Consider the following 23895-nt stretch of genomic DNA (forward strand, 5'->3'; position numbering starts at 1 on the left):
CCGGTCGTTTGCACCGGCCGAGCGGTGACGGGGCACGCCCGGCCAGGGCCGGGACGACGGCGGTCAGCGGCGGAGGATGCGGGTGAGGACGGCGGCGGCCTGATCCGTCTCGGCGTCGGTGACGTCCAGGTGGGTGACCAGGCGGGCGATACGCGGACCGAGCACCGAGACCAGCACACCCTCGGCGCGGGCGGCGGCGGCCAACTCGGCCGCGTCCAGCGGCGCCTTGGTCAGATCCAGCGGAACGATGTTGGTGCGTACCGTGGTGGCCAGCACCCCGAACGGGGCGACCGCCTCCGCCAGCCGGGCCGCCTTCGCGTGGTCGGCGGCCAGCCGGTCGACGTGGTGCGCCAGCGCGTACCGACCGGCGGCGGCCAGGATCCCGGCCTGGCGCATCCCACCGCCCATCCGCTTACGGATCACCCGGCCCCGCTCGATCCGGTCGGCGGAGCCGACGACCAGCGAGCCCACCGGCGCGCCGAGTCCCTTGGACAGGCAGACCGACAGGGTGTCGAACAACGCGCCGTAGGTGGCCAACGGCACGCCGTCGGCGACGTGGGCGTTCCAGATCCGAGCACCGTCGCAGTGCAGCGCCACCTGCCCGGCGTCGGCGATCCGGCGCAGCTCGCGCAGCGTGTCGAGGGGAATCACCCCACCGCCGCCACGGTTGTGGGTCTGCTCCACCGCGATCGCCCGGGTGGGCACCACCCAGGGGGCGTCGGGACGGACCATACCGGCGACCACGTCGGGGTCGAGCTGCGCGCCCACCGGCGGCCAGGTCCGCGAGGTGACCCCGCCGTACGCGGCGGCAGCCCCCATCTCGTACGTGACCACGTGCGCGTCGGCGTCGCAGAGCAGCTCCGTGCCGGGCGGCACCAGCAGTTGCAGGGCGATCTGGTTGGCCATCGACCCGCTCGGGCAGAACAGCGCCGCCTCGTGCCCGAACATGGCGGCGACCTCGGCCTCCAGCGCCTGGACCGTCGGGTCCTCGCCGTAGACGTCGTCGCCCACCTCGGCGTTGGCCATGGCCTGACGCATGGCGAGGGTGGGCCGGGTCACCGTGTCCGACCGCAGGTCGATCAGCTCAGCCATCGGTCGTCCCACCGGTGCCTCCCGTTGGCCATGGTCACCCCTCCGGCCGCCGCACCCGGCGGGCAGGCCGACTCCTCGGGTCAGCCACGGAGCATCTCCGCGACGAGGAACGCCAGCTCCAGCGACTGCTGGGTGTTCAGGCGGGGGTCGCAGGCGGTCTCGTAGCGGCCGGGCAGGTCGAGGTCGGCGATGCCCTGTGCGCCGCCCAGGCACTCGGTGACGTCCTCACCGGTCAGCTCGACGTGCAGGCCACCCGGGTGGGTGTCCAGGCCCCGGTGCACCTCGAAGTAGCCGAGCACCTCGTCGACGATGCGGTCGAAGTGGCGCGTCTTGTAGCCGTTGGAGGACTCGTGGGTGTTGCCGTGCATCGGGTCGCACTGCCACACCACCTTCGCTCCGGCGGCGGTCACCTTGGCCACGATCGGTGGCAGGACGTCACGGACCTTGTGGTTGCCCATCCGGCTGATCAGGGTGAGCCGGCCGGGGATGTTTTCCGGGTTCAGCTTCTCGCACAGCTCGATCGCCTCGTCCGGGCTGGTGGTCGGGCCGAGCTTGACCCCGATCGGGTTGGCGATGCGGGAGATGAAGTCGATGTGCGCGCCGTCGATCTGCCGGGTGCGCTCGCCGATCCAGAGGAAGTGCCCGGACAGCCCGTACGGCCGACCACCGGAGACCCGGGTCAACGCCCGGTCGTACTCCAGGGCCAGCGCCTCGTGTGAGCAGTACAGGGTGACCGTGCGCAACGCGTCGTCCTCGGTCATCCCGCAGGCGCGGATGAAGGCGAGCGCCCTGTCGATCTCCCGGGCGATCGCCTCGTACCGCTCCCCGGCCGGGGAGTTGCGCACGAAGCCCTTGTTCCAGTCGTGCACCGCGTGCAGGTCGGCCAGCCCACCAGCCAGGTAGGCACGCAGCATGTTCATCGCGGCGGCCGAGTTCGCGTACGCCCGGATCATGCGCTGCGGGTCGGCGACCCGCGCCTCCGGCGTGGCCTCCAGCGAGTTGATCATGTCGCCGCGGTAGGCCGGGAGGCCGCGCGCGTCGGTCGGCAGCGACCGGGGCTTGGTGTACTGCCCGGCCACCCGGGCCACCTTCACCACCGGCAACGACGCGCCGTAGGTCAGCACGATGGCCATCTGCAACAGCGTGCGGGCGTTGGCCAGCAGATGGCTCTCGGTGTTGTCGGCGAAGGTCTCCGCGCAGTCACCGCCCTGCAACAGGAACGCCTTGCCCTCGCAGACCAGGGCCAGACGCTGACGCAACTGGTCGACCTCGTACGGGGCGACCACCGACGGTACGGTGTCGAGCACCTTGCAGACCTCGGCGACCTGGGCCTCGTCGGGCCAGGGTGGGGTCTGTGCGCGGGGCAGGGCCCGCCAGAGGTCCAGACCGAGGGCCTCGTCCTCGGCGGAGTCGACGGTCGGCCGGCTGGTCTGCAGCACGGGGCTGCCGACGGCCGGATGGCTCAGCTGGTGCCACTCATGGCGCATGACAGAAAGCGTACGGCGACGGTCCGGGCCGCCGTCCGGCGAGGGGGACCGTTCCGGCAGATGAGAGATCGTCATCACGGGGTGCCGGCCGGTCCGTCGCCGCCGCTCACCGGTCCGGGTGACGGACCCGGACCGGTGAGCCCGGCGGCGGTCCGCACACCGGGCCCACCCGTCGCGGCATCACCGCGTCACGGCCGCCAGGTAAGCGCGAAACGGCTCGGACAGCTCGGCCTCGGCGAGGGCGGTCTCACCGCGCCGGGCGATGCCGGGCACCACCGCGGCCACCGCGTCCGTGAGCCGCGTCGTCACCTCCGGGTTCGGGTCGATCCCGGAGGTGACGTGCTCGCGGCCGGCGGCGTAAACGATCTCGCGGACGCCCGCCATCGCGGCCGTCGTGCGGCAGATCGCGCAAGGTTCGCAGCTCGAGTAGACCACCGCTGCGGCCAGGTCGACCGAACCGGTCCGGCGAGCGGCGTCGCGGACCGCCGCCACCTCGCCGTGCGCCGTCGGATCCAGGTCTGAGGTGGTGGTGTTGACCCCCGCACCGATCACCACGCCGTCCTGGACGACGACGGCGGCGAACGGCGGGTGTCCGGCCACGGCGCGACGCCGCGCCAGGTCGACGGTACGGGCCAGCACGCCGGGCTCGCCCCCGAGTGCGGTGAGCGTGGAACCCACCAGATCGGTCCCGTCGTCGGGTTCCGCCAGCTCCTGGAAGATCGTCACCGGTACGTCGGACGGGCCAGCGCGTTCGACCTCGGCGATGTACCGCGCCTGGGCCTCGTCGGCCAGCTCCAACGTCGCACGACCGGCGTCGAGGATGACGAGCCGCTCGCCGTCGGGGCCGTCGATGGCCTCCGACTCCGGCAGGCCCAGGGCGTCACGGTAGTAGGTCACCGCGGCGTCGAAGTCGGCCACGGTCAACACGACACGGAGTTGCTGTACGGAACGTGAGGTCATGGCACGCACCATAGGAGCTGACACCGATGTCAGGGCAACGGTGTGATGTGGCCGGTCACAGCCCCGGTCAGGGGGTGACGGCGGGGCTGGGGCTGGGCGGGTTGCCGCCGGGTTCCTCCGCGGCGATGCACCAGTCGAGCCCGTCACGGGTGACCGTGAACAGCACCGGACGGGTCGCCTTCTTCTTACCGACGGTGACCGTGACCGTGGTGCTGACCTCCTGCCCGGACGGGCCGGGCCGGATGTCGATGATCTCGGACTTCGACACCTTGAAGTGGTCGGCGAAGTCGCCGTTCGCCTCGGTGGCGGCGGCGTCGAACGCCTCGTGCAGCACCGCGCAGAGCTGGCTGCGACCGGCCGCCACGTCCTTGGCGGCCATCGCGTCGAGGTACGCCTGGACCCGCTCGCGGGACTTCAGCATGGCCTCCTCGGCCGGTGCCCGACCGGGCTGCTCGGCCTCGTTCTCGCCACCGACGAGCCCGCAGCCGACCAGGGCGAAGGGCAGGATGGCGAGCAGCGCGGCGGTGCTCGCCGGACGCCGGTACGTGACCCGCATCGTCACCTCCCTCGACGGCGGCATCGAGACACGGTCGATCGGCGAGTCTGTCACACCACCACGATTCGGTGAAAGGAAGGGCCCCTTCCTAACGCCTGATGCATAGGAAGGGGCCCTTCCTTTCACCACAGCGGCGGGAGAAGGCCGGACGGGGAGGGGCCGGTGCGGCCCCTCCCCGTCGGGTGGGTGATGCGTCGACCGTCGGCTCAGCCGAGGCCGCCCTTGATGGCGCTGATCAGCTCACCGTTGCTGGTGTCACCGGAGAGTTCCCAGAAGAAGGCGCCACCGAGGCCCTGGTTCTTCGCGTACGTCATCTTGCCGCCGATGGTGGACGGGGTGTCGTAGCTCCACCAGTTGCTGCCGCACTTGGCGTACGCCGTACCACCGACGGTGCCGGTGGCCGGGCAGCTGTTCTTGAGCACCTTGTAGTCCTCGATGCCCTGCTCGTAGGTGCCCGGTGCCGGGCCGGTCGCGGTGCCGCCCGGCGCGCTCTGCGTGACCCCGGTCCAGCCCCGGCCGTAGAAGCCGACGCCGAGCAGCAGCTTGTTTGCCGGGATGCCCTTGCTCTTGAGCTTCTGAATCGCCGCGTCGGACCAGAAGCCCTGCTGCGGGATGCCGGAGTAGGAGTACAGCGGCGAGTGCGGGGCGGTCGGGCCCTGCGCGTTGAAGGCGCCGAAGTAGTCGTACGTCATCGGCATGATCCAGTTCAGGTGCGTGGCGGCACCGGCATAGTCGGTGGCGTCGATCTTGCCGCCGTTGCTGCCGTCGGCGGTGATCGCGGCGGTGACCAGGTTGTTCGGGCCGAACCGGGCGCGCAGCGCGCTGGCCACGTTCTTGAACGCGTTCGGGCCGCTGGCGTCACAGGTCAGGCCGCAGGCGTTCGGGTACTCCCAGTCGATGTCGATGCCGTCGAAGACGTCCGCCCAGCGCGGGTCCTCGACCAGGTTGTAGCAGCTCTCGGCGAAGGCGGTCGGGTTCTGCGCGGCCTGGGTGAAGCCGCCGGACCAGGTCCAGCCGCCGAACGACCAGATCACCTTCAGGTGCGGATACATCTGCTTGAGCTTGCGCAGCTGGTTGAAGCTGCCGCGCAACGGTTGGTCCCAGGTGTCGGCGACGCCGTCGACGCTCTCCGCCGCCGTGTACGCCTTCTCGTAGTCGGCGTAGCTGTCCCCGATGGTGCACCGGCCGCCGGTGGTGTTGCCGAAGGCGTACAGGATGTGCGTCAGCTTCGACGCCGAGCCGCTGGTGTGGATGTTCTTGACGTGGTAGTTGCGGGCGTAGACACCCCACTGGGCGAAGTAGCCGACCACCTTCTGCGCGCCCGGGTTCGGCGGCGGGGTGGTCGGGGGCGGGGTGGTCGGCGGAGGCGTCGTGGGTGGCGTGGTGGTGGGCGGCGTCGTGGTGGGCGGTGCGGTGGTCGGCGGCGGGGTGCCGCCGCCGCAGGGCGCGCCGTTGATCGTGCAGTTCAGCGGCGCCTGGTACGCGCCGGTGCCGTTGTAACCCCAGCTGAAGGAGGCGCCCGGGGCCAGCGCGCCGGCCCAGCTCTTCTTGACCGCCACATAGCGGTTGCCGGTGCGGGTGACGTCGGCGTCCCAGAAGCTGCCGATGCTGGTGCCCGACGGCAGCTCGAACTCGATGCGCCAGGTGCCCACGCTGGCGTCGGACCCGTTGGTGATGGTGACCCGCGTCTCGTGGCCCGTTCCCCAGTCCGACACCCGGGTGAACGAGGTGGTCACGCTGCCGGCGCCGAACGCCGAGGTCACCGGGACCGTGGCGACGGTCACCGCGACCACGGCGCCGACCCAGAGGGCTCGGCGAAGCGATCTCTTCATGTGGCGTCTCCAAACAGTTAGGAAACTTTCCAAAATGTTGAGGAGACGCTACTCACACGCCACCACTTCGTCAAGATGTGCATGTATCGATTCGCGCCTGACCCGACACCGCCCGCACCGCCCGCCCGCGCCGCCGCACCGCCCGCCCGCGCCGCACCGCCCCGCGCCGTCACACCGCCCGCCCGCGCCGCACCGCCCCGCGCCGCCACACCGCCCGCCTCGCCACACCGCCCCGCACCGCCGCACCGTCCGTGAGCACCGTCCCGGCGGTAGCCTCCGGACATGACCGTCTTCGACATCCCGATCGGTGCGCTCGCCGGTGGCCCGGCCGACCTCGCGCAGTACCGCGGACGCACCCTGCTGATCGTCAACGTCGCCTCCCGCTGCGGCCTCACCCCGCAGTACGCCGGCCTACAGGCCCTCTCCGACGAGTACGCCGAACGCGGGCTGACGGTGCTCGGCGTGCCCTGCAACCAGTTCGCCGGCCAGGAGCCGGGCAGCGCGGCGGAGATCAACGAGTTCTGCCAGGTCAACTACGGCGTGACCTTCCCGATCACGGAGAAGGTGGACGTCAACGGCCCCGACCGTCACCCCCTGTACGCAGCCCTGGTCGACACCCCCGACGCCGACGGTCACACCGGCGACGTCCGCTGGAACTTCGAGAAGTTCCTCGTCGCCCCCGACGGCGCCGTCGTCGCCCGCTTCGCTCCCACGGTCACTCCCGACGACCCTTCCCTGCGCGCCACCGTCGACAAGCACCTCCCCGCCTGATCCCCTCCCCCGCCTCGCCGGTCGTGCGTTTCTGGTAGTTGTTTGCGACTTTATGTGGCATATGAGCCCGACCGCCGCCGCATGACCGGCGACAGCGGACAGGTGTGGGATACCCCATTGCCCCCACGCCCGTTCTCCGCCCGCCGGTCGCCGGTCGCCGAAATCGGACGCCGCCGGAGCGTGTAGATATGATGGAGATTGCGTCTCGGCTCCATGGAGATTCCATGTAGATTCCGTGAATATCCACTTTGGACATCAACGCCGGACGCGGGACGACTGAGGTGCGGACCACACCGAGGAATGGTGTGTAACCCGCGACGGAAAACGCATCACCGACTCGACGACCATCCGACGCGAATACGGTCGAGAAGAACTCATCCGGATGATCACAGCGGCAAAACCTGATCAATCCGGCATTGCTATGCGATGGAAAGTCCGAAATCTTGCGTTTTGGGGCGTCGGCCAGTCGCCCGACCTGAGATACCAGAATCGCGCATCGCTTACCAATGTCCAATAGTGACGACGTCGAATCGCGCCGTCGCATCATGCAGCGGCACGGTCCGGGCTCGGCTTACGGGGTTGCCGTTCACAGAAAACTCTCGGGTAGGGTCGAGGCTCGCTCACCCAGGGCTTGTCGTGACTCGGTAGGCCCACGGCTACGACAGTGTCGACAGAGAAAGCGCCTTCGCGCGTCGCCCAAGAACGCTGCCCGCGTACTGTGTGCCCATTGGAATGGAGACCGTGTCCGCACTCAGAGTGAAATCCCTCTACAAGGTCTACGGCAACCGCGCCGACAAGGCGGCGGAGATCCTCCGCAACAGCCCAGACCGAGACGAGAAGCTGGCAGGACTACCCGTCACGGCCGCGGTCGTCGACGCGAACTTCGAGGTCAAGCGCGGCGAGATCTTCGTGGTCATGGGCCTGTCCGGCTCCGGGAAGTCCACCCTGATCCGGATGCTCAACGGTCTGCTGCCACCCACGTACGGCACGGTCGAGGTCGACGGGGTCGACATCACCAAGCTCAAGCCGGCCGCGCTACGGAAGCTGCGCCGCGAGAAGATGAGCATGGTCTTCCAGCACTTCGCACTCCAGCCGCACCGGTCGGTGCTGGACAACGCCGGCTACGCGCTGGAGATCGCGGGCCTGCCTCGCGCCGAGCGCCGGGAGAAGGCGCTGGAGGCACTCCGGATGGTCGGCCTCGACGGCTGGGCGGACAAACTCCCGCAGGAACTCTCCGGTGGCATGCGCCAGCGCGTCGGCCTGGCCCGCGCGCTCGCCGCCGGCACCGACATCATGCTGATGGACGAGGCTTTCTCCGCGCTCGATCCGCTGATCCGCCGCGAGGTGCAGGACCAGCTGATCGGGCTGCAGGCCGAACTCGGCAAGACGATCGTGTTCATCACGCACGACCTCAACGAGGCGATGCGCCTCGGCGACCGCATCGCGGTCATGCGGGCCGGTCGGATCGTCCAGATCGGCACCGCCGAGGAGATCCTCACCGACCCGTCCAACGACTACGTCGCCCAGTTCGTCGCCGACGTCGACCGGACCAGGATCCTCACCGCATCGGCGGTCATGGAGCGGCCACTCGGCGTGGTGGACGTGAACTCCGGCCCACGGGTGGCCGCCCGGGTGCTGCGCGAGACCCAGACGTCGGCCGTCTACGTCACCGGCCGGGGCAAGCAGTACCTCGGCACCGTGACCGCCGACGCCGCCACCCAGGCCGTCCGGGACGGGCGGAAGGACCTCCGGGAGATCGTGTCGACCGAGTACGTCCGTACGGTCGAGGACACCACGCCGGTGGCCGACATCTTCGCCCCCTGCGCCGAGAGTCCCGCGCCGGTCGCCGTGGTCGACGCCGACGGTCGGCTCGCCGGCGTGATTCCGCGGATCACGCTGCTCAGCGCCCTCGGCAGCCTCAGCTCCGACGCCGACGAGGGCAGCACCACGCCCGAACCCACCCACGCGGCCGACCCGGCGCCGACCGGCGACGCGATGCCGACCGGCGACACGTTGCCGACCGGCGACACGTTGCCGACCGGTGACACGTTGCCGACCGGTGACACGTTGCCGACCGGTGACACGTTGCCGACAGGTGACGGCACGGGCACGGCACCGGCCGGGAACGGCCCGGCGGCCACACCGGAGGTGCCAGCGCAGGCGGTTGCCGAGCCCTCGGCCCGGATGACGGGAGAGCCGGCATGAACATCGTCGAGCGTCTGAACGACATGCTGCCGTACGTGGAGATCGGCAACGGGTTCCAGACCGCCGTCGACTGGTCGAGGACGAACCTCACCGCCCTCTTCGACGGCATCGCCGCCTTCGTCGACGCGCTGGTCGGCCCCCTGGTGGACCTGCTCACCGCGCCCCCGGCGATCGTCATGGTGCTGATCTTCGCCGGCCTTGGCTGGTGGCTGCGGAGCTGGAAGTTCGGGCTGGGCACCGCGCTCGGGCTCGGCCTGGTGGCCGGGATGCCGATCTGGAACCAGACCATGAGTACGCTGGCACTGGTTCTGGTCTCCAGTGGACTCGCCCTGCTGATCGCCATACCGGTGGGCATCGTCATCTCGGAGAGCCGTCGCGCCTCGGCGGTCGTCCGACCGGTGCTCGACCTGATGCAGACGATGCCCGCGTTCGTCTACCTGATCCCGGCCATCTTCTTCTTCGGCGTCGGGGTCGTGCCCGGCGCGCTGGCCACCGTGGTGTTCAGCATGCCGCCCGGGGTACGCCTGACCGAGTTGGGTCTGCGTCAGGTCGACCGCGAGGTCGTCGAGGCCGGCGAGGCGTTCGGCGCGTCACCGTGGAAGATCCTGCTGCGCACCAAACTGCCACTGGCCCTGCCGACCATCATGACCGGCGTCAACCAGGTCATCATGCTGGCGCTGTCGATGGTGGTCATCGCCGGGATGGTCGGTGCCGGCGGCCTCGGTGAGGTGATCACGACGGCACTGTTCCGGGCCCAGGTCGGCGCGGGCTTCGAGGGCGGTGTCGCCGTGGTGATCCTGGCGGTGGTGCTCGACCGCCTCACCGACTCCATCGGCGGGCGTACCGCGTCGGCGAAGGCGCAACGCGCCATGCAGAAGGCCTGATCCACCCGTCCCGACCCACGCGGGGGAGTCACCATTGCCGGCGCCCTGCCTCGCTACCGCGAGTTCCGCCGGTGTACGCAACAAGGGAAGGAAACTCCACATGTGGAGCAGTAAATTGGTGCGCCGGGTCGCGTTGGCGGCCACCGCCGCTCTGGCGCTGACCGGCGTCGCCGCCTGCGGCGACTCCGACGACTCCGCTGGCGGCTCCGGCGGCAGCAAGAAGATCAGCATCGGCTACATGGCCTGGGATGAGGCCATCGCCGCCTCCTACCTCTGGCAGAACCTGCTGGAGGAGAAGGGCTACGAGGTCGAGCTCAAGAACGTCGAGGCGGGGGTCGTCTACCAGGGCCTGTCCACGGGTGACATCGACCTCTTCCTCGACAGCTGGCTGCCGCAGACGCACGCCGACTACATGGAGCGCTACGGCGACAAGATCGAGAAGATCGGCGTCTGGTACGACAACGCCAGCCTGAGCATCGCCGTCCCCGAGTACGTGACCGACATCAACTCGCTGGAGGACCTCGCCGCCAACGCGGACACCTTCGGTGGGGAGATCATCGGCATCGAGGCCGGCGCCGGCCTGACCGCCGCCACCCAGGACAAGGTCATCCCGGAGTACGGCCTGACCGACAAGCTGAAGCTGACCACCTCGTCGACTCCGGCCATGCTGGCCGCGCTCGACGGCGCGATCAAGGACCAGAAGCCGATCGTGGTGACCCTGTGGCACCCGCACTGGGCCTACGCGAACTACCAGCTGAAGGACCTGGCCGACCCGAAGGGCACCCTCGGCGGGGCTGAGGAGATCCACACGCTGGCCCGGCAGGGCTTCGGCGCGGACTTCCCCGAGGTCACCGAGATGCTGAAGAAGTTCAAGATGGACGACCAGCAGCTCGGCTCGCTGGAAGACCTGATGTTCAACGTGCACAAGGGCGACGAGGAGAAGGCCGTCGAGGAGTGGCTGAAGGCCAACCCGGACTACGCCGGAACGGTCTCCTGACCCGATCCTGAGCGACCAGCCGCCGGTGGCAGGGGCACGTCGGCCCCGCCACCGGCGGTTGCACTCTCGGCAGGAGTCACGCCGCCGCAGTCCCGTACCGACAGGGCTCCGGCGCGCCGGGCCCGCCACTCGGGTGCCAGCACCGACCAGATCTCCAGGTCGACGCGGCCCCGCGGACCCGGCAGCACCTCCCGCAGGACACCGTCGCGGCGCATGCCCAGTCGGCGGGCCACCGCGATGCTGCGCACGTTGCCGGCGTTGGTACGCCACTCCACCCGGTGCAGCCCACGCTCGACGAGCGCCCAGTCGACGACCCGTTCGACCGCCCGGGTCACCAGGCCCCGCCCCTCGGCGGCCGGCTCCAACCAGCAACCCGCCTCGCAGACGCCCGAAGCCGCGTTGAGCGACACCAGCAGCACCCCTCCGACCAGCGTGCCGTCGGACCAGATCCCCCAGATGCCACCGTCGTCGCGGGCCCACCGGTCGGCATAACGCTGGAGCACGTGCCGCGCCCCGTCGAGGTCGGTGGCCACGAAGGACGGCGACACCCACGGCGCGATGTGCTGCCGCGACCGGTCCAGGTTGGCCAGGAACTCCTCGGCGTGCCACGGATTCAACGGCCGCAGCTCGGCATCGGCGGTCAACGGCAGAGCGAACATCAACACTCACCTTCCGGTACGACCCGGCGCAGGACCGGCGTCGAGGTAGGGCGGAAGCCCTGCTCAGCCCAGCGAAGCAGGGTATCGGCGAGCACGCTGGGCACGAGAACGCACGCGTTCAGCACCGCTACGATCATCAGCGGCCGTCACGCGCCGAGTTGATCGTCGAAACGACTGGCGGCCACGCCTGACCGCCTCGTCGTAGACATCACCGGGTCAGACCGGGCGGCGGCCGGCGAAACCGCAGTCGGCGCGGTGGTACCACCGTACGTCGGTGTCGCCCTCCAGCCAGCACCAGAGCACCTGCCGACCCTCGCGCTCGCCCGGGAAGTCGAGCAGCACCGGCGCCACGCCCTTGACCTCGATGCCGTACTGCCGGATCTCGTCGAGGACCGCGTGCAGCCTGGCTTCCAGGCTCTTGACCTCGGCCCGGCCGCCGAGTGCGCTGAGCCCATGGTTGGCGAGGTCGGCCTGCAACTCGGCCAGGTCGGCGCGTACCCGGATCAGCTCGTCGATCCGGGGATGCAGGGTGGCCACCAGGTGTCGGGCCTGGGCGAGAGTGAACACCGGGTCAGTATGCGCCACGACCCGTCCGGTCAGGACGACGGTGTCGACTGCCGAGAGCGGCGAAGCACCACCGGCGCCGCCGGGAGTCGGACTCGTGCGTGTCCCACCCCGCTCCTGACCCGTTTGACAGTTGCCGGGCCACTCCCCCGCTTCGCCCTGGCCTGCTGCGCCCGCTGCCCGAGGTGGCCTGGACCGGCACGGTCTCGCGCACGGATGGAGGCATGGTGAACCGGTCGGTGCCGCCCGAGGGCCAGGACGGCACCACGGACGCCTACCGGGAGTTCCGGCTGCCGCTCACGGCCCTGGCACTCGCGATCGTCACCGCCGGTGCTCTGGACGCCTTCGCGTTCCTCCGGTACGGCGCGTTCGTGGCCAACCAGTCCGGCAACGTCATCTTCCTCGGCATGGGCCCGGCCGGGGAGCACCCGGAGTGGCCGGTCTCCGGGGCGGCCATCGTCGCGTTCGCCGTCAGCGCCGGGCTGGTCGACCTGCTTCGGCGCAGTCTCCGACCGCCGATGGCGTCGATGGTCGCCCTCGCGGTCACCGCGGCCGTGATGGTCGTCTGGACGGTGCTCGACCTGGCGCTCGCGCACGGCCGGTACGGCATGGCGTCACGGGTGCTGCTCGCGGCGGCCGGTGCGGTCGCCATGGGCAGCCTGACCACCGTGGCGACCCGTGCCACGGGTGTTCCCACGCCGATCACCTATCAGTCGGGTACCACGAAGCACACCGGTGAACAGGCCGTGCGCTGGTTCCTCGGCCCCCGCGCCGGTCGTGTCGAGGCCCGACACGCCGCCCTGCTCGGGCTGTTCGCCCTCGGCTGCTACACCACGGGCGGCGCCCTCGGCACGCTCGCCCAGCATCAGTCTCGCTGGGTGCCGCCGTCCGGGACGGTCGCCATGCTCGTCCTGATGCTGCTGGTCCGGCGGCGGCTCGGCGGCTCGGCCGGGGCGTCACCACCGGACGCCGCCGGCCGCTGAGCGGTCAGTCGACCTGGGCGGCGAGTTCGCGGGCCCGGTCGCGGGCGGCCTCCAGGGCGGCCAGCAACGCCGCCCGTACGCCGTGGTTCTCCAGCTCCCGGATGGCGGAGATGGTGGTGCCGGCGGGCGAGGTGACCGCCTCGCGCAGCTTCACCGGATGCTCGCCGGAGTCGCGCAGCATCACCGCCGAGCCGATCGCGGTCTGCACGATCAGGTCGTGCGCCACCTGACGGGGCAGGCCGAGCAGGATGCCGGCGTCGGTCATCGCCTCGACCAGCAGGTAGAAGTAGGCCGGGCCGGAGCCGGAGAGGGCGGTCACCGCGTCCTGCTGGGTTTCCGGCACCCGGATCGTCGCACCCAACGGCTTGAACATCTCCTCGGCCAGCGCCAGGTGCTCACCGGTGGCGTACGCGCCCGCCGAGATCGCGGTCATCGCCTGGTCCACCAGCGCCGGGGTGTTGGTCATGACCCGCACCACCGGGGTGCCCTCCGGCAACCGGCGGCTGAAGAAGCTGCTGGGCAGGCCGGCGCAGAGTGAGATCACCAGCTTGCCGGGCGGCACCTTGGGCCCGATCTCGTCCAACAGCGCGGCGGCGTCCTGTGGCTTCACCGAGACGGCCAGCACGTCGGCCTCGTCCACGGCGGTGATGTTGTCCACCACCCGGACGCCGTAGCGGGCGGTCAGTTCCTCGGCGCGGGCCGGACGACGGGCGGTGGCCACCAGGCGGTCCACCGGCCAGCCCGATCGCAGCAGCCCGGAGAGCATCAGCTCGCCGATCTTGCCCGCCCCGATCACCGCGACGGTGTGCCCCCCGGCTGACACCTGGCGTACCCCCTTCGTGGGCCGGCGTCGCGGCGGGCCCGACGGCCCGTCCGCGACGCCGGAACGACGATCAGCTACCGAAGAAGACCTCGGCCTCGGCGTACCGCTCCAGCGGAACGGTCTTCAGCTCGGCGGTCGCGTCGGCGAGCGGGACGCGGACGATGTCGGTGCTCTGCATCGCGACCATCTTGCCCCAGTCACCCTCGTGGGCGGCGTCGATGGCCTGCAGGCCCAGCCGGGTGGCGAGCACCCGGTCGAACGCGGTGGGGGTGCCGCCGCGCTGGATGTGGCCGAGCACGACCGTGCGGGCCTCCTTGCCGGTCTTGGCCTCCAGCTGCTCGGCCAGCCACTGGCCGATGCCACCGAGCCGGACGTGTCCGAACGCGTCCAGCTCCTGGTTCTGCAGGACCATCTGGCCCTCCAGCGGCTGCGCGCCCTCGGCGACCACGACGATCGGGGCGTACTGGTGCTGGAAGCGCTTCTCGACGTAGCCGGCGACCTGCTCGACGTCGAACTGCCGCTCCGGCAGCAGGATCACGTTGGCGCCACCGGCCAGGCCGGCGTGCAGGGCGATCCAGCCGGCGTGGCGGCCCATCACCTCGACCACCAGGGTGCGGTGGTGGCTCTCGGCGGTGGTGTGCAGCCGGTCGATCGCCTCCATGGCGATGTTGACGGCGGTGTCGAAGCCGAAGGTGTAGTCGGTCGCGCCGAGGTCGTTGTCGATGGTCTTCGGCACGCCGATGACGTTGACGCCCAGCTCGTGGAGCTTGGTGGCGACGCCGAGGGTGTCCTCACCGCCGATGGCGATCAGCGCGTCGACGCCCTGCGCGGCCAAGTTCTCCTTGATCCGCTCGACACCGTTCTCGATCTTGAAAGGATTGGTCCGCGAGGAGCCGAGGATCGTGCCGCCACGGGGCAGGATGCCGCGGACCTCCGCGATGCCGAGCGGACGGGAAAGCCCTTCGAGTGGGCCCTTCCACCCGTCCTGGAAACCCACGAACTCGTGGCCGTAGCTGGCGACGCCCTTACGGACCACCGCCCGGATGACCGCGTTGAGACCCGGGCAGTCGCCGCCGCCGGTGAGCACGCCGATACGCATGATCTGCTCATCCTCCTGGGGAGCATCTGGTCAAGCCCGATCAAGCCCCAGGATATGTGTCAGCGCGGACTCTCGGCACCGTTGCCGGCCCGGGGCGGGCCGTCCCTACGAACTGTAGTCGCCGCTCGGTACTGCTCACACCGCGCCCCGCTACCGGTCAGTAGCCCCGGGCGTCGGCGGTGGGCAGCACGACCGCGAGAGCGGATCTCACGAACCGGTCATCGCCCGCCACCGGGCCAGGTTGTGCCGGGCGTCGACCAGGGCGTCGTGCCGGGCCGCCGCGACGTTCGGCAGCGGGGGCCGCCCCCGGTCGTCCCACAGTTGCCGCAGCTCCTTGGTGTACCGGGGGATCTCCCGGGGCAGCGCCGGCATCGCGCCCCACAGCTGCGCCAACGCCACGTGGTCGTACGCGGCGTACCAGGCCCACAGCTCCAGTTGCTCGCCGGGACGCCCCCGGATCGGTTCGACCAGGAAGTCGTACAGGTCGTCCCGGATGCGCTCCCGGGACCGCCAGGAGCGGTCGGCAGGAGACGGCAACTTGTCCAGCACGTTGCGGCGGACCCAGGGCACCGCCCGGGAGGCGTCGAACTCGGTGGAGACCGCGTAGAACTCGCGGCCGTGCTCATCGACGACGCCGATCGAGACCAGCTCGACGGTCCGGCCGTCCTCGATGAACTCGCAGTCGTAGAAGTAGCGGTAGGCCATCGGTACCATCCTTGCCGACGGCCGTCACGGCCCGTCGATCGGGTCTGCGACACCGGGAGCGCTTCCACGGGCCACCGCGAGGTCACGCCGCAGCTCGAACCGGTCACGGAAGTAGTTTGAGGGGTGTACAGCACGCGACCGGACCGTCATGATCTGATGTGTTACCGCTGCCGGACGCCGAACGGGTGTCGGATCACCCCGTCAGGGCCGCCAGGCTCACCCGGTGAGCGAGTTGGGGTCCTTGACCGGGGAGGGGTGGGGCCGTGGAAATGCGCCTGCCGGAGCCGGGCGACGCGCTCACCGGCGTTGACATGTTCGCCGGGCTCGAACCGGAGGTACGCCAGCGGGTGGTCGCCGCGGCGGTGCCCCGGACGTACCGCAAGGGTCAGCTGCTGTTCGTGGAGAACGACCCGGGCGAGTCGCTGATCATCCTGCGGCGGGGCGCGGTGGCCGTGTTCCGGACCGCGCCCACCGGCGAGCGGGCGATCCTGACCGTGATGCGCCCGCCGGACGTGCTCGGCGAGGTCTCTCTGCTGGACGCCTCGACCCGGTCGACCTCCGCCGAGGCGATCGAGGACACCGCCGCGCTGGCGTTGTCCCGCCCGGCGTTCATGGAGCTGGTGCACTCGAACGCCCGCATCCTCGACGCGGTGATGCGGTCACTCGGTGCGCTGATCCGCCGGCTGACCGAGCAGAACGCCGACCACGTCTTCCTCGACCTGCCGGGTCGGGTGGCCAAGACACTGGTCCGGCTCGCCGGTGAGAGTCAGGCCCCGATGATCACCATCGAGCTGAACCAGAGCCAGCTCGCCGAGATGGCCGGTGGCTCCCGGCAGAGCGTCAACCAGGCGATCGGGTCGTTCGCCAACCGGGGCTGGCTGCGTACCGAGGGTCGACGGATCGTCGTCACCGACGTGCCCGCGCTACGTCGCCGCGCCGGCATGAACGAGCGCTGACCGGCCGGACCGGCACACAGCTACGCGGGCGGGGCCGGGACGATCGTCCCGGCCCCGCCCGCAGGTGTATTCGGTCAGGGCTGGGTGCTGCCCGGCCCGACCCAGTCGGTGCCGCCCGGCCCGACCCAGTCCGTACCGTCCTTGCCACCACCGGGCACCTCGCCGACGATCCCCTGCGCCTGAAGCTGCGCGAGGGTGGCGGCGTCCACGTCCACCGAGTCTCCGGCGGAGTGGGTGACCCCGTTACCGTCGGTCCAGTCGCTCTTCAGCATCACGTACACCATGGAGCTGTCCCCCTGATCGGCGGTCGACGAATAGGCTGCTGAATCTAGCCGTTCCGGAGCGTGTTGAGCTGCCCGGCTGAGTGTCCACAAGCCAACAGCCCGGTACCCGACAGTGCGCCGGACGGCGATACTCGATGCTGCGCCCCGGGGCGTCGGGGCCTGCCAGTGGAGGGTGTCATCGCCGCGCAGTGTGACCGCTGTGGACGTACCGCCGCCGAGGGCGACCGCTTCTGCGGTGGCTGCGGCGCGGAACTCGGTGCCGTCTGCCCGCACTGCCTGCGCCCGCTCGCGCGGGACGTGGTCTTCTGCACCTCCTGCGGCACGCCCCGCCCCGGCACGGACCTGGCGGGGGCCATCAACCAGGAGGACCGCCGTCGGGTCAGCGTGCTCTTCGTCGACCTCATCGACTTCACCCCGTACGTCGAGCGGGCCGACCCGGAGCTGGTCCGTGGCATGCAGACCGGTTTCTTCTCCACCGCCCGGCGGGTGGTCGGCCAGTACGGCGGGGTGGTGGAGAAGTACATCGGCGACGCGGTGATGGCGCTGTTCGGTGCGCCGGTGGCCACCGAGACCGACGCGCTGCGGTGTGTGCGGGCCGGGTTGGAGTTGCAGCGGGTGCTGACCCGGTTCACCCCCACCGGCACCGACGGGCTGCGCTTCCGGGTCGGGGTGGCGACCGGAGAGGCGCTGGTCGACGTGGCCGCCGCCCGCAACGGTGGGCAGGCCATCGTCGCCGGTGACGTGGTCAACACCGCCTCCCGGTTACAGTCCGCCGCGCCGCCCGGTGGGGTGCTGGTCGACGGCGCCACGCACGCGCTCACCCGGGACAGCATCCGCTACGACGAGCAGCCCCCGGTCACCCTGCGGGGCCGGTCCGCGCCGACCGAGGTGTGGCTGGCCCGCTCCGCCGTACGCCGGCAGCCCACCGACCGGGAGCCGGACACCACTCCCCTGATCGACCGGGAACACGAGCTGGGCATGCTGGTCAACGCCCTGCACCGCAGCCTGCGCGACCGCCGCCCCCAGGTGGTCACCGTCTTCGGTCGGGCCGGCATCGGCAAGAGTCGCCTCGTCCGCGAGCTGCACCGCCACACCGACCGGCTGGTGGACGAGCCGCTGACCTGGCGGATCGGCCGGTGCCCGCCGTTCGGCGAGAACGTCACGTTCGCCGCGCTGGCCGACATCGTCAAGGCCGAGGCGGGCATCCTCGACACCGACCCGGCGGCCAGCGCCGCGCAGCGACTCACCGCCGCCGTCAGCGAACTGGTCGGCCCCACCGAGCGGGACCGGGTGGCCGACGCGCTACGTCCGCTGGTCGGGCTGGCCGGCACCCCGCTGCCGGCGGAGGAGGCGGAATCGGCGTGGCGACGGTTCCTGCTGGCGCTGGCGGCCCGCCGCCCCACCGTGCTCGTCTTCGAGGATCTGCACTGGGCCGACGACGCGATGCTGCGCTTCGTGGAGCTGCTGGGCGCGGCGGCCCGGGACGTGCCGCTGCTGCTGCTGTGCACCGCTCGCCCGGAACTGGTCGACCGGGATCCGAGCTGGGCGGGGACCATCACCGGCTCGGTCACCATCACTCTGCCGCCGCTGCGGGACACCGGCATCGCCGCGTTGTACGCGCACATGTTCGGCCAGGCCGCGTTCTCCGCCGACCTGCTCACCCCGCTGATCGAGGTGGCCGGCGGCAATCCGCTCTACGCCCACGAGTACGTCCGGATGCTGATCGAGCAGGGCGCGTTGCGGCAGTCCGGTCGCGGCTGGTCGCTGGAGAAGCACCTCGACCTGCCCATGCCGGAGAGTGTGCACGCGGTCATCGCCAACCGGGTCGACCTGCTCGACGCCAAGGACCGGGCGGTGCTGCTGGCCGCCGCCGTCGTCGGGGTGCAGTTCTGGCCGGGCGCGGTGGCCGCCGCCGTCGGGCAGCCGGTCGAGTCCGTCGAGCGCGCCCTGCGCCGGCTGGAGCAGCGGGACTTCGTCCACGAGCAGGCCGCCTCCACCATGGCCGGTCAGCCGGAGTACCGCTTCCGGCACGTCCTGGTCCGCGACGTGTGCTACCAGCGGCTGCCCCGCACCGAGCGGGTGGCCCGGCACGAACGCACCGCCGACTGGCTGGACACGCTCTCCCAGAGCCGGGACACCGACCTGGCCGAGGTGCTGGCCCACCACCGCTGGGTGGCGCACGAGATCGCCCGCTCACTCGGCATGGACACCCGCCGCTACGGGGCGCCGGCACGGGCCGCGTTGCACCGGGCGGCACGCCGGGCGTACGCGCTGCACGGGCTGGACGCCGCCGCCAGCCACGCCGCCCGGGCGCTCGGCCTGGCCGACGACTCCGACTCGGTGGGCCGCCTCCAACTGGAGCTGCTCAGCACCGAGATCTCGTTCCACCGCGACGGCAACGCCTTCCTCTCCAGCGGCGGGCCGGAGCAGGTGCAGACGCTCGCGGACCGGCTGCTCGCCCACGGCGACGAGGCGTGTGCGGCGCGGGCCTGGACGCTGCTCGGCCAGGCGGCGTGGCTACGCGCCGACCGGCCCGCCGCGCTGGCCTGCCTGGACCGGGCGGTACGCCTGTTCGAGCCGCTGCCGGACAGCGCGCAGAAGGCCGACGCCTTCGCCGAGCTGGGGCGGCTGCACATGCTCAACTACGAACGTGATCCGGCCGTGGCGGCAGCCGACACGGCAGCCGAGATCGGCGAACGGCTCGGGCTGACCGAGATCCGCACCAACGCCCGGATCACCGCGGCCACCGCTCGCTATCAGGCCGGTGACCGGGCCGGGCTGGACGAGTTGTACTCCATCGTCGAGTTCAGCCGGGCCGGTCAGTTGCTCGCGCTGCCCCGGGCCACCCAGAACCTCGCCTACGCCGTCTGCGAGGAGGGTGACTGGGTACGCTCCGACGCCCTGCTCTCGGCGGTGCCGGCGCGTACCGCCAGCGGGCAGACCCTGACCACCAGCTATTCCAGTGAGGCGATGCGGGCCTGGTTCGAGGGGGACTTCGGCCGACTGCTCGCCGCCGCCGACGCCTTCGTGGACACCCCGACCGGCAGCTGGGACATGCAGGTGCGCGGCCTGCGGTCATGCCTGCTGCTGCTGCGTGGCCAGCCGGTGCCACCGGGTCCGCCCACGGATCCGGCGTCGACCGGAACACCACCCCGCGACGACGTGGCCGCCGCGTTGGACGTCGCCCGACGTAGTGGCTTCTACCGGCTGCACTGGACGATGCTCGCGATGGGCGCGTTGTGCCGGGCGGTGCAGGGTCGCGTCGACGAGGCCGCCGCGCTGGTCGACGAGCTGGCCGAGTCGTGGTCCGCCGTGCCGGCACTGGCCAGTGGCGAGTGGATCGCGGCGGCGAGCTGGGCGGCCACCATCGCCGGTCGCAAGCCCGCGGCTCGGGTACGTGCCATGCTCGGTCGGGTCGGCCACCGTACGCCGTGGTCGGAGGCGGCGCTGCGGACCGTGACCGGCGCGCTGGCCGGGGCCGACGAGAACCACCGGCACGCCGCCGAGCTGCACCTGGCCGCCGCCGAGATCTACGCCGGCATCCCCGACGTCACCGACCGGATGCTGGCGCTGACCTTCGCGGTACGCGAGATGGCCTACGCCGGTGACCACGCGGCCGCCAGCGCTCCCCTGGCCGAGTTGCGTGCCTTCGCCCACCGCAACGGCGCACCCGGCCTGCTCGACCTGGCCCACCCGCCCGCCGACCCCACGCAGACCCTCGCCTCCTGAACCGTCGCCGCCCGGTCGCGCCGCCCACCCCGAGGGCGCGGCACCGGACGGTTCAGGCCGCGACTGGTGTGCTGCTCGCGGCGGGTTGGGCCTTGAGCTTCTGGGCGTACACGTCGACGTACTCGCGACCGGAGAGTTCCATCAACTCGTACATGATCTCGTCGGTGACGGCGCGCTCGACGAACCTGTCACCGGCCAGACCGGCGTAACGGGAGAAGTCCAGCGGCGGGCCGAACCGGATCCGCACCCGGGCCAGTTTCGGGATGAGCTGGCCGGGCGGCTGGATCTCGTCCAGGTTGAGCATCACCACCGGTACGACCGGCGCACCGCTCTCCAACGCCAGCCGGGCCACCCCGGTCTTGCCCCGGTAGAGCCGACCGTCGGGCGATCGGGTGCCCTCCGGATAGATGCCGGCGATGCCACCGGCCCGCAGCACCGTCAGCTGGGTGTCCAGCGCGGCGCGGGCGGCCTGCCCACCGGAGCGGTCCACCGGGATGGTGCCGGTGCCGGTGAAGAACATCTTGGTCAACCAGCCCTTGATCCCCTTGCCGGTGAAGTACTCCGCCTTGGCCACGAAGGTGACCTTCCGGGGCACGATCAACGGCGTGAAGATCGAGTCGGAGAAGGAGAGGTGGTTGCTGGCCAGGATGACCGGACCGGTAGCCGGAACATGGTGCAGGCCCTCCACCTGCGGCCGGAAGATGAGCCGCAGCAGCGGGCCGAGCAGCACGTACTTCAACAGCCAGTACAGCACCGGCTTCCCTTCCCCGAATCGCCCGCCCGGTGGACGGTGGTGGCACGAGCCTACGAACCCCCACCGCCGGCCACAACGCCGTCCCGGCTGCCACCGCTGGATGCGTACCTGTGGCGAGACGCCGCGGTCAGGTGTCTGACCACAGTGCCTCGCCACAGGTCACCGAGACCGATGAGGGTCTACATCGTCGCGCGTCAGGTCAACCCGTCGCGCTGCGCAGCGCGTCCGGCGACCCGGCCGCGTCGGCGCTGGGGGAATCGGCCGGCGCGTGGTGGATGCCGAGGGTCCGGTGCAGCCACTGGACGGGACGGGGCGCCCACCAGTTCGCCCGACCCGCCAGGCGCATGAACGCCGGGACGAGAGCGGCCCGAACGATGGTCGCGTCGACGATGATGGCGAGCGCGAGGCCGACGCCGAGGAGCTTGATGATGGAGATGTCGCCGGCGGCCAGTCCGATGAAGACGATGGCGATGAGCGCGGCGGCGGCGGTGATGATGGGGCCGGTGCGCTGCAGACCGGTGGCGACGGCGTCGCTGTTGTCGTGGGTCTTGTCGTACTCCTCCTTGATGCGGGAGAGCATGAAGACCTGGTAGTCCGTGGCGAGGCCGAAGGCCAGGAAGAACAGCAACACCGGGATGGAGATCTCGATGGTGCCGGTGCTGGTGAAGTCGAGCAGCCCCGCCAGGTGGCCCTCCTGGAAGCCCCACACCATCGCGCCGAAGGCCGCGGAGAGGCTGAGCACGTTGAGGACCAGGCTGATCAGCGGCAGCAGCAGGCTGCCGAAGACGATCATCAGGACGAGGAAGCTGATGGCCGCGATGAGCGCTCCGGCGAGGGGCAGCCGGTCGGCGATGAGCGTCTTTCCGTCCAGCAACGCGACGGAGGGACCGGCGAGCTTGACGGAGAACGGCGCGTCGGCGGCACGGATCCTCTTGACGAGTTCCTCACCCTCGGGCGAGATGGGCTCGACATCGGGTACGACCTGAAGCCGGGTCGCCGTCGGCGCGGCGAATCGGGCGGAGGCGGGCCCGGGTGGGGCGACCTGCTGACCGCCGGCGTAGCTGCCGGTCAGGGCGTCGACGCGGGCGACACCGTCGAGGCGGGACAGGGCGGTGGCGTACTCGCTGATGGCCGTGGTCTGGGTATTGGGATCGCCGATACCGCTGGCCACGACGGCGATGGCGTCGGCGTCGCGGGTGTCGAAGTCGCTGCGGAGATGGTCGGAGACCTGCCGGGCGGTGGAGCTCGTGGGCAGGGCGCGGTCGTCGACGTCGCCGAAGCGGATGTCGAGGATCGGCGACCCGAGCAGGAGCAGGATCGCCACCGCGGCGGTGGCCACGATCAGCGGACGGCGCATGACGGCGTGCGCGATGCGCTGCCAACCGGTGCCCTCGCGGCGCTTGGCGCGGCGAACGGCCAGGGCGTTGACCCGGTGGCCGAGCACCGCCAGCAGCGCGGGGAGGACGACGACCGCGGCGATGGTGGCGCAGGCGACGACCGCGATGCCGGCGTAGGCGATGGAGCGCAGGAACATCTGCGGGAAGACCAGGAGGACCGCGAGGGAACCGGCCACCGCGAGCGCGCTGACGGTGACGGTACGGCCGGCGGTGTTGACCGCCCGGATCACCGCCTGGCGTACCTCGAGACCGTTGCCCAGTTCTTCGCGGAACCGGGAGACGATGAACAGGCTGTAGTCGATGGCCAGACCGAGGCCGAGCGCCGTGGTCAGGTTGAGCGCGAAGACGGAGATGTCGGTGAGGCCGGCGAGCCCGTAGAGGATGAGCAGGGCGCCGAGGACGGTGAAGATCCCGACGGCGACCGGAAGCAGCCCGGCGATGAGCCCGCCGAAGACCACGATCAGCAGGATCAGGGTGACCGGCAGGGCGATCACCTCGGCGCGGATGAGGTCCTTCTCGCTCTGCACGCTGAGCTGTCGGGTCACCTCGGCGCTGCCGCCCACGGCCACCCGCAGCGGACCGTCGGACTGGGTGTAGGCGGTGCTGAGCTCGCCCGCCCGAGCCTCGATGCTCTTGTCGTCGCCGGTGATGCGCCCGACGACGATGGCCTTGGTGCCGTCGCGCGACTTCAGCGACGGCAGGCCGGTCGTCCAGTAGGAGGCGACATCGACGACGTCCGGCTCGGCGGCCAGACGATTCGTCAGGGCCTGACCCGCCTGGGCGACCTCGGGGCTGTCCACGTCGGTCCCGCCGGCATCACCCATCAGGATGATATTGGATTCGCCTGCCTTGAATTCGTCTTCCAGGACGCGTACGGCCGCGGCGACCTCATCGCCCGCGTCATTGAAACCTCCGCCGGCGAGTCGGTCCGTGACACTGCCGGCGGTCAGACCGGCGGCCACGAGTACCGCGACGGCGAGAACGAGCACGATCGCGCGGGCGCGCACGGTGATGTGGCCCAGCCAGTTGAGCATTTGTCGTCCTTCTAGGGATTCTTCGAGTGGCGAGCACGGCCATCATCGCATGTGGAAGAGACATCGGTGTGAAGCGATGATTTTCTGTTTCATGCGCCGGCCAGGTCGGTCGACGTGGGAAAGT

At 70.9% G+C, this 23895-nt stretch carries 18 protein-coding genes and 2 pseudogenes; 7 read left to right on the top strand and 13 right to left on the bottom strand.

Features of this window, described 5'->3' with window-relative positions:
* Positions 1-63: 63 nt before the first annotated feature.
* The 5 genes from FF096_RS16875 to FF096_RS16895 all read right to left on the bottom strand — a co-directional run bounded on the left by FF096_RS16875 (position 64) and on the right by FF096_RS16895 (position 5927).
* The gene (locus FF096_RS16875) at positions 64-1092 is read right to left on the bottom strand and encodes a low specificity L-threonine aldolase (RefSeq protein ID WP_155219214.1); all 1029 of its coding nucleotides are present in this window, start codon (positions 1090-1092) and stop codon (positions 64-66) included.
* An 80-nt stretch (positions 1093-1172) separates the two neighbouring features.
* A complete protein-coding gene (locus tag FF096_RS16880; protein ID WP_155219217.1) occupies positions 1173-2579 on the bottom strand; it encodes a class II 3-deoxy-7-phosphoheptulonate synthase in 1407 nt (468 codons plus the stop codon).
* A gap of 180 nt (positions 2580-2759) precedes the next feature.
* Positions 2760-3539 carry a deaminase gene (locus FF096_RS16885; RefSeq protein ID WP_155219221.1) on the bottom strand — a complete coding sequence of 260 codons (780 nt, stop codon included), beginning with the start codon at positions 3537-3539 and terminating at the stop codon, positions 2760-2762.
* Positions 3540-3606: 67 nt separating this feature from the next.
* Positions 3607-4095 carry a hypothetical protein gene (locus FF096_RS16890; RefSeq protein ID WP_155219225.1) on the bottom strand — a complete coding sequence of 163 codons (489 nt, stop codon included), beginning with the start codon at positions 4093-4095 and terminating at the stop codon, positions 3607-3609.
* A 206-nt stretch (positions 4096-4301) separates the two neighbouring features.
* The gene (locus FF096_RS16895) at positions 4302-5927 is read right to left on the bottom strand and encodes a glycosyl hydrolase family 18 protein (protein ID WP_155219228.1); all 1626 of its coding nucleotides are present in this window, start codon (positions 5925-5927) and stop codon (positions 4302-4304) included.
* Positions 5928-6209: 282 nt separating this feature from the next.
* On the opposite strand from FF096_RS16895, the gene FF096_RS16900 reads away from it, so the two are divergent.
* From FF096_RS16900 to FF096_RS16915, 4 genes and pseudogenes are all read left to right on the top strand, one after another.
* Positions 6210-6698 carry a glutathione peroxidase gene (locus FF096_RS16900; RefSeq protein ID WP_155219231.1) on the top strand — a complete coding sequence of 163 codons (489 nt, stop codon included), beginning with the start codon at positions 6210-6212 and terminating at the stop codon, positions 6696-6698.
* Between the two features lie 732 nt (positions 6699-7430).
* Positions 7431-8619, top strand: a pseudogene (locus FF096_RS16905) (glycine betaine/L-proline ABC transporter ATP-binding protein); the annotation flags it as partial.
* Positions 8620-8899: 280 nt separating this feature from the next.
* Positions 8900-9787 carry a proline/glycine betaine ABC transporter permease gene (locus tag FF096_RS16910; RefSeq protein WP_155219235.1) on the top strand — a complete coding sequence of 296 codons (888 nt, stop codon included), beginning with the start codon at positions 8900-8902 and terminating at the stop codon, positions 9785-9787.
* Positions 9788-9887: 100 nt separating this feature from the next.
* Positions 9888-10784 (top strand): glycine betaine ABC transporter substrate-binding protein, encoded by an 897-nt coding sequence (locus FF096_RS16915; protein WP_155219238.1) that lies wholly within the window; start codon positions 9888-9890, stop codon positions 10782-10784.
* 113 nt (positions 10785-10897) lie between these two features.
* Here FF096_RS16915 and FF096_RS16920 read toward each other — a convergent pair.
* Positions 10898-11443: pseudogene (locus FF096_RS16920) on the bottom strand (GNAT family N-acetyltransferase); the annotation flags it as partial.
* Between the two features lie 216 nt (positions 11444-11659).
* Positions 11660-12010 carry a DUF2203 domain-containing protein gene (locus FF096_RS16925; protein ID WP_309223437.1) on the bottom strand — a complete coding sequence of 117 codons (351 nt, stop codon included), beginning with the start codon at positions 12008-12010 and terminating at the stop codon, positions 11660-11662.
* A 221-nt stretch (positions 12011-12231) separates the two neighbouring features.
* Between FF096_RS16925 and FF096_RS16930 the strand changes: the two genes are divergently transcribed.
* Positions 12232-12990: a YoaK family protein gene (locus FF096_RS16930; RefSeq protein ID WP_155219247.1), complete on the top strand. Its 759-nt coding sequence runs from the start codon at positions 12232-12234 to the stop codon at positions 12988-12990.
* Between the two features lie 4 nt (positions 12991-12994).
* Here FF096_RS16930 and proC read toward each other — a convergent pair whose 3' ends face one another.
* From proC to FF096_RS16945, 3 genes are all read right to left on the bottom strand, one after another.
* The gene (gene proC, locus FF096_RS16935; RefSeq protein WP_309223438.1) at positions 12995-13813 is read right to left on the bottom strand and encodes a pyrroline-5-carboxylate reductase; all 819 of its coding nucleotides are present in this window, start codon (positions 13811-13813) and stop codon (positions 12995-12997) included.
* Positions 13814-13883: 70 nt separating this feature from the next.
* Positions 13884-14912 carry a 6-phosphofructokinase gene (locus FF096_RS16940; RefSeq protein ID WP_155219250.1) on the bottom strand — a complete coding sequence of 343 codons (1029 nt, stop codon included), beginning with the start codon at positions 14910-14912 and terminating at the stop codon, positions 13884-13886.
* A 207-nt stretch (positions 14913-15119) separates the two neighbouring features.
* Complete coding sequence (locus tag FF096_RS16945; protein ID WP_155219253.1) at positions 15120-15617, bottom strand: polyadenylate-specific 3'-exoribonuclease AS; 498 nt, start codon at positions 15615-15617, stop codon at positions 15120-15122.
* Between the two features lie 263 nt (positions 15618-15880).
* Here FF096_RS16945 and FF096_RS16950 point away from each other — a divergent pair, with 263 nt between their 5' ends.
* Complete coding sequence (locus FF096_RS16950; RefSeq protein ID WP_093401197.1) at positions 15881-16573, top strand: Crp/Fnr family transcriptional regulator; 693 nt, start codon at positions 15881-15883, stop codon at positions 16571-16573.
* Between the two features lie 74 nt (positions 16574-16647).
* Here FF096_RS16950 and FF096_RS16955 read toward each other — a convergent pair whose 3' ends face one another.
* Positions 16648-16857 (bottom strand): hypothetical protein, encoded by a 210-nt coding sequence (locus FF096_RS16955; protein WP_155219255.1) that lies wholly within the window; start codon positions 16855-16857, stop codon positions 16648-16650.
* A 165-nt stretch (positions 16858-17022) separates the two neighbouring features.
* Here FF096_RS16955 and FF096_RS16960 point away from each other — a divergent pair, with 165 nt between their 5' ends.
* Positions 17023-20586: an adenylate/guanylate cyclase domain-containing protein gene (locus tag FF096_RS16960; protein WP_309223439.1), complete on the top strand. Its 3564-nt coding sequence runs from the start codon at positions 17023-17025 to the stop codon at positions 20584-20586.
* A gap of 52 nt (positions 20587-20638) precedes the next feature.
* Here FF096_RS16960 and FF096_RS16965 read toward each other — a convergent pair whose 3' ends face one another.
* A complete protein-coding gene (locus FF096_RS16965) occupies positions 20639-21340 on the bottom strand; it encodes a lysophospholipid acyltransferase family protein (RefSeq protein ID WP_309223440.1) in 702 nt (233 codons plus the stop codon).
* A gap of 199 nt (positions 21341-21539) precedes the next feature.
* On the bottom strand, positions 21540-23771 hold the full coding sequence (locus FF096_RS16970; protein ID WP_155219258.1) for an MMPL family transporter: 2232 nt from the start codon (positions 23769-23771) through the stop codon (positions 21540-21542).
* Between the last annotated feature and the right edge of the window lie 124 nt (positions 23772-23895).

This window comes from Micromonospora sp. CP22, from assembly GCF_009712475.1.
In the GTDB taxonomy this organism is placed as follows: Bacteria; Actinomycetota; Actinomycetes; order Mycobacteriales; family Micromonosporaceae; genus Micromonospora.